Origin of the sequence: Actinomyces marseillensis (assembly GCF_900155605.1) — a bacterium.
GTDB classification, from domain to species: domain Bacteria; phylum Actinomycetota; class Actinomycetes; order Actinomycetales; family Actinomycetaceae; genus Pauljensenia; species Pauljensenia marseillensis.
Window position 1 is genome coordinate 776,390 of record NZ_LT707420.1, and the last position, 6,182, is coordinate 782,571.

At 56.5% G+C, this 6,182-nt stretch carries 4 protein-coding genes and 1 tRNA gene; all 5 read left to right on the top strand.

Translation table 11 applies throughout. The features are described 5' to 3' along the window. The first annotated feature begins 122 nt into the window (after positions 1–122). Positions 123–1,973, top strand: a complete 1,851-nt coding sequence (locus tag BQ8011_RS03270) for a serine/threonine-protein kinase (RefSeq protein ID WP_072457356.1) — start codon at positions 123–125, stop codon at positions 1,971–1,973. A gap of 111 nt (positions 1,974–2,084) precedes the next feature. Beyond that, positions 2,085–2,936 carry a DsbA family protein gene (locus tag BQ8011_RS03275; protein WP_072457358.1) on the top strand — a complete coding sequence of 284 codons (852 nt, stop codon included), beginning with the start codon at positions 2,085–2,087 and terminating at the stop codon, positions 2,934–2,936. Between the two features lie 207 nt (positions 2,937–3,143). Continuing rightward, positions 3,144–3,219 (top strand) — tRNA-Thr (locus BQ8011_RS03280). A gap of 218 nt (positions 3,220–3,437) precedes the next feature. After that, positions 3,438–4,961, top strand: coding sequence for an RICIN domain-containing protein (locus BQ8011_RS03285; protein ID WP_072457360.1), 1,524 nt, complete (start codon positions 3,438–3,440; stop codon positions 4,959–4,961). A gap of 349 nt (positions 4,962–5,310) precedes the next feature. Then, a partial coding sequence (locus tag BQ8011_RS03290; protein WP_159436441.1) for an NAD(P)/FAD-dependent oxidoreductase occupies positions 5,311–6,182 on the top strand: 872 nt, incomplete at its 3' end.

The window sequence follows — 6,182 nt, forward strand, 5'->3', positions numbered from 1 at the left end:
CACCTGTGTGAAGTGCGTACTTGCTCACGATAGCACCAAAATTTGCGAAAAATCCAGCTCAATTTAAAACGAAGTGCATAGAAGAGATTCGAAATGAGCTGGGCATTCGATACCCTTGGGGGGTGCGTGAGCAAGAGATCATTGGTGGGTACCGCCTCCTCAAACGCCTGGGGGCGGGGGGCGCTGCTACCGTGTGGCTTGCTTGTGACGAGGCCGGGGAGCGTGTAGCCCTTAAGATCCTTCACCCCGCGCTCGCCGCCGATGATGACTACCGTGAGCGTCTCCTTCGAGAAGCTCGAACGGTGAATTCCATTCGCGGTGGGGGAGTGTCCCACATCTTGGATATTGAGATCGATGCGACTCAACCTTTTGTCGTCAGCGAGTACATTCCAGGCCCGACGCTTTCTGAATTACTCTCTCGCGGTGCGATCAATGTTGGAGGGGTTGCGGCGATCGGCGGGGCGCTTGCCCAAACCCTTCAAGATGTTCATGCTCGTCGGATTGTCCACCGCGATGTGAAGGCCTCGAATGTCATTTGTTCCCCGCAGGGGCCGGTTCTCATCGATTTTGGTATCGCCATGGGACAGGACGAGGCGCGCCTGACTCAAACCGGTCTGGTATCGGGAACCGCGGGATATACCGCACCCGAATTGCTCAAGGGCGCCTCGGCCTCGGCAACGACAGATTGGTGGGCGTGGACGGCTACCCTGCTTGCGGCACTTACTGGGCGCCCACCCTATGGAAGTGGCGTGACCGCTGCGATCTTGGATCGGGTGCTCAAGGGGGATCCCGACACCGCCGGCCTCGATTCGTCTGTCGCTCAGCTCATGCGCCAAGGACTTCACCCGGATCCTCAGCTTCGCCCAAAGCCTGACTACATCATCCGTCATCTTGCACATTGGGGCGGGTTCCCCCTTGAAAAGATTGCGATCTATGGGGGAAGTCAAGCGTGGGAAAACCTTAATTGGGCACGGCTCTTGGCTCCTGTTCGTCAAGGGGGCACCTCCGGTGTCTCAGTGGTCGCAGATGACTCCGCTAACGAGGAAACTCAGGTCTTTGGCGATGATGCTTTACAGACCGCGGTCATTGAAGAGTTTGATTCGGATCGCACTGCGGCATTAGCGAATGACTTTTCATCTCCGGATGGAACTCAGGTGTATCCGCAGTTCATGGGTGGCGCGCAGCCAAGTATCGACGAAACCTCGATTTTTAACTACCCGCATCCCATGGCCTCGTCAACGGGGACAAGCTACCTACCTGCTCAAGATGGCTATCGACAGGCGTCGATCCCGCCCAGTATCGAATTTGCGACTCAAGCACCCGCGTATATTCCTCAGCAGGTGAAGACGGCCAATATTTTAGGGCTGATCATTCTTTCTGCTCTGGCGCTGATTCCTTTATATAGGGGGTTGATCGGGTTGATCAGCGTGGGCGTGATTATCGCGCTCTTCGCAGTGCTCGGGAGCGCCTATAAATGGCGTGAAAATCGGAGGATCATCAATCAAGAAGCGCGATCGAGCGACACTTGGGCTGCGCTGGGTGTTGCTCCTTTTACCGGGCTTGGAGGGATTCTCTCCACCGCAGTTGGTCTAGCCCCCGGGGCTGCTCTGGCGTGGGGGCAGTGGATTCTCTTTTCCCGAGGCCTCTACGAGCCTCTCGGTTTATCCCCCAATTTTGGATTCTTCTCCACCCCCTTCGGTGATCCCGGAACATGGTGGTTCCCGCTCGTACTGACCGGCCATGCGCCGATCACGTCTGATGCGTGGCTTGCGGGGAGTCCCTCGTGGATCGTCTTGACCTGGGTTCTGACCACTCTTGCCCTGTGGGGAATGTGGGTGATGCCAACGGGATCTGCTTTGCGCGATGGAGTGAGTGTGTGCGTGTCGACCTGTGTTCCCAAGACATGGATGCGAGTACTTCTTGGTCTGCTCATTTCCGGTGGCGTCGCAGCTGTTCTAGCTCTGAATTTCTAAGGTTCAGCTGGTGCGCATGGAGTGAAATGTGGCGCGGCCGCGTTGGTGTCGGTGCGTAAATGGGCATTGCTCGCTAGTCTTGAATGCAGTTCAACAGAAAGGCCCGCAATAATGGCAAAGGCTTCCCGCTCGCAGGATGTACGCGCAAAGGCGCAGCAGCTCCGTGAAGAACAGGCGCGTGCAGATCGCCGGACTCGCAACATTATCATTTCTTTGGTTGCGCTGATTGTGGTTGTCATCATCGTGGCAATTGCTGCGGTTATCGTCCAGTCCAACCGCAAGAAGGCAGAAATCGCCGAGGCCGGATCGGCTGCGCTCGGTGCGTATTCAAATGGTGAACCCGTCGTTATTTCCCACCTCGGTATTGGAAAGGTCGACGAATCCATTCCGACGCTGACTGAGTATTTCGACTACTCCTGCCATGTGTGCGCGGCATACGATGTGGGTTTTGGGGAGCAGGTTAGCCAGGATGTCCTTGCTGGTAAGTACAACATCAAGTACCAGCCCGTGAATACGGTGAAGGCTGCGTATCAGTATGCGTCAACCAGTGCGGCTCTGGTCGCCGCACAAAAGGTCGATGCGCAAACGTGGATGAAGTTCCACAACGCCTTGCTGTCTTACTTCAATGATCAGTACAACTCTGGCAAGGGAACCGTTGTTCAGGACCTGTCTGCTTCTGCTACAAAGGTTAAAGAAATCGCTGCGCAGGTGGGAATTCCGCAAGATGTTATTGACACCTTCCCCGAAAACGGTGTGAATGACTATCTGACAAAGTCGACCAACGCGTGGGCTGAGGCGAAGATTGACGGTCGCGAAAATGGATCTTTGGGAACTCCTGAGTTCGTTGTGAACGATAAAGCCGTCGTTGATTTCAAGGGCGTCAAGGCAAGCAGTGTCAAGGATTTCTATCCCGTGATTACTGCTCAGCTTCAAGCTGCCGGTCCGGCATCTGCATCGAAGTGATGCTGCTGATCGCTCTTATGTGATCGGGCTTTTCAGGGGCGCGTGCGTGACATGGTCGCGCATGCGCCCCTGTTGTTTCTTTGGAGACGCGCCCTGAGCTTTGTGGACTGTGTCCGGGAGATGGTGAGGATCGTGAAGTGGCGTGTGAGCCACATTGCGGTTTTTAATTCGTCTTTGTGGCCCCACTCATGGCACACTATGTGGGTTGCCACCTTAGCTCAGTTGGTAGAGCACCCGCCTTGTAAGCGGACGGTCGTCGGTTCGAGTCCGACAGGTGGCTCCATTTTTTATCCGGGAGACCGACTTCCGGTTTTTCCTAGATTTTCACGCTTTCGCAACATTTTGAATCTAATCGATTCAGGTAATCGGTGACAGTTAAAGTAATGAATTGCTAAGCTTGCAATTGTCCATCCAGATTATGCAAAGGCGCACCCCCAGTTTTGTGCCATAGCTTCCCTCCAATAGATGGGTTTGATTCTCATGCACCGTGTATATCCTTCGATGCCGCAGCGCCCCCTCCGGCGCATTTTCATTGCAACACTGCTGTCAACTGTCCTAGGTGTTGGGAGTGTAACTGCACCTGCAGATGCTGCTCCTGCAACGCCCTCCATTGGCACGACGCTAACGGCGCCCAGCGCAGTAGTGGCGGGTGAGTACTACATCAAGTCTGCGCTTGCTGATGACTTGATGCTCGATGTTTGGGCGGCGAGCCGGAATGACGGCGCGAATGTGCAGTTGTGGAATTCCAACCTGAGTGCTGCTCAGAAATGGCGGGTTTCTTACGATTCTGAAGGTCTTGCGACCATCACCAACGTTGCCTCGGGTAAGGTCCTTGACGCGCAGTGGGGGTCATCTCGCCCCGGAACGAATGTTGCGCAGTGGGGCGGCAATGGAAGCCGCGCTCAAAAATGGAAGATCGTCACTGGGGATAAGGGGCGTATTACCATCGTTTCGGCACTGGATTCCTCGATCGTCTTGGATATCTCAGGTGCTCGTCGCTCCGCAGGAGCGAACGTTCAGCTGTGGACAGCAAATGGCTCAGACGCTCAAACCTTTGCATTCATCCCGACAAAGCCATCGGTAAGTGCTGAGGGACAAGCAGATATTGCCCCCGATTACTACTATATTACGAGTCGAGTGAGCGATTCTGGCTATCTTTCGGCAGATTATTCGCTAGACAATGGCGTAAAGGTCCGGCTGGCAGGTCCATACGACGAGGACAACGCAATGTGGAAGATCTCCCGTGATGGCGATGGTTACTACCACCTCGAAAATGTCTGGTCGAATAAATCCCTGGATAGTACAGGCGGGTCACCCATTCCTGGTCGTCAGCTTCAGGTTTGGACAACGGATCTGAACAACCCGAATCAAAAATGGGTGATTACTTCGGTTACGGGTGGTGCCTATGTGTTTCGTAATGTGGGAACGGGATTGGTCGTCGACCTCAGGGGCGGTGTTGCTCAAGATGGAAGAGCCATTGATGGCTACCTTCCCAATGGGACGACTGCTCAGCAGTGGCACATGGTGAAGGCGATTGACCCAGTGGGTTTAAATGATTTTGACGCGCGTTATGGGAATGGCCGTGTCGAAGATGGGATTTACGAGATTGAACCGATTGCCGCTCCCGGAAAGCGCGTGGACGTCCAGTGGGGATCTAAAGATGCTGGCGCTCGAGTGTGGCTCTATTCGGCGAATGGTAGTGCTGCTCAAAAGTGGCGTGTCAGTCGCGATGCTCAGGGCTATATCATTTTGACGAATGTTGGCTCAGGGAAGGTTATGGATGTCTACGGTGGCAGCAAGCTCTTCGGAACCAAGATCACTCAGCAGCCTGCAAACGGTACGCGCGCGCAAAAATGGCTGATTGGTGGACATCGTGATTATCATGACCAATTCTTCATCCAGACCGCGCTTGCGCTAGCGCCCGTGCTTGACATAGAGGGCGGGCGAAATGCTGATGGAACGCCTCTGCAGATTTACGGATATAACGGTTCGAAAGCACAGGCATTCCGCTTTATCAAGCAGTAATCGCTCGAGCTCTAGATAAACGGGGGCACCCACGCGAAACGCGTGGGTGCCCCCGTTTATGTTCAGGAATGACCTTGGCGATCGATCGCAAAAAACCAGAGTAGAGCCAGTGAGGTCTCCGAAGGAATTAAGGAAAAATGAATTCGGTCATCGTTGTGCCTCCAATAATTTCGAGTCAGAAGCGGGGCGTTGCTGTGGAGCGTGCTCTAGCGAGCCTATGTGCGCGCGGCAGCCTCTCGAAGGCTATGGAGTCTGCTGTATGCGTTGGAATCTTGTTTCCCAATACCCCCAGGGGTATTATTGGAGGAGGCGAAGAAGACATTCCACCGAGCCAGAAAGTGAGCCGCACATGCGAGTAGTAGTCGTCGGAGGAGTCGCCGGTGGCATGAGCGCGGCGGCACGCCTGCGCAGGCGCGATGAGAGCGCCGAGATCATCGTGCTGGAGCGCAGCAAATACGTGTCCTTCGCGAACTGCGGGCTCCCGTACTACGTCGGCGGCGAGATCGAAGACCCCACCAAGCTCCTCCTTCACACCCCGCAAACCCTCAAGGCTGCGCTCAACCTCGACGTGCGCATCAACTCCGAGGTCACCGCGATCGACCCGGCGGCGCACAGCGTCCAGGTCACTGACACTGAGACCGGCGAGGCCTACACGCTCACCTATGATCACCTGATCCTTTCCCCGGGCGGCCTCGCCAGCCGGCCCCCGATCGGCGGCCTCGACTCCCCGCGTGTGCACACCCTGCGCACGGTCGACGATGCCCTCGCCCTGCGCGAGGCCTCGGGCACGCACGCCGTTGTCCTGGGTGCCGGGTTCATCGGCATCGAGGCCGCCGAGGCCCTCGCACAGCGAGGCTTCGAGACTTACCTCGTCGAGTACGCCGAGCACGTCCTGCCGCCCCTCGAAGTCGAGATGGCCACGCTGGTCACGCAGGAGCTGCGTGACCTCGGGATCTGCGTCCACGCCGGCGTCGCCGCCCAGTCCATCACCCACGGCGGCGATCAAGACTGCGTGACACTCTCCGACGGAACCGAGCTGAGTGCAAACGTCATCGTCCTGTCAACTGGAGTCCGCCCCGACACCGCCTTCGCCGAGGCCGCGGGCATCGAGACCAAGCGCGGCTACATCCTCGTCGACGAGCACGGGCGCACCAGCGCGGATGGCATCTACGCGGTCGGCGACGGCACGATGGGCCGCGACCACGACCACCCCGTCGCCCT

What these genes read in the sequence shown, in the direction of transcription:
- BQ8011_RS03275 (WP_072457358.1), top strand. Translation starts at nt 2,085, where the DNA reads ATGGCAAAGGCTTCCCGCTCGCAGGATGTACGCGCAAAGGCGCAGCAG.
- BQ8011_RS03285 (WP_072457360.1), top strand. Translation starts at nt 3,438, where the DNA reads ATGCCGCAGCGCCCCCTCCGGCGCATTTTCATTGCAACACTGCTGTCA.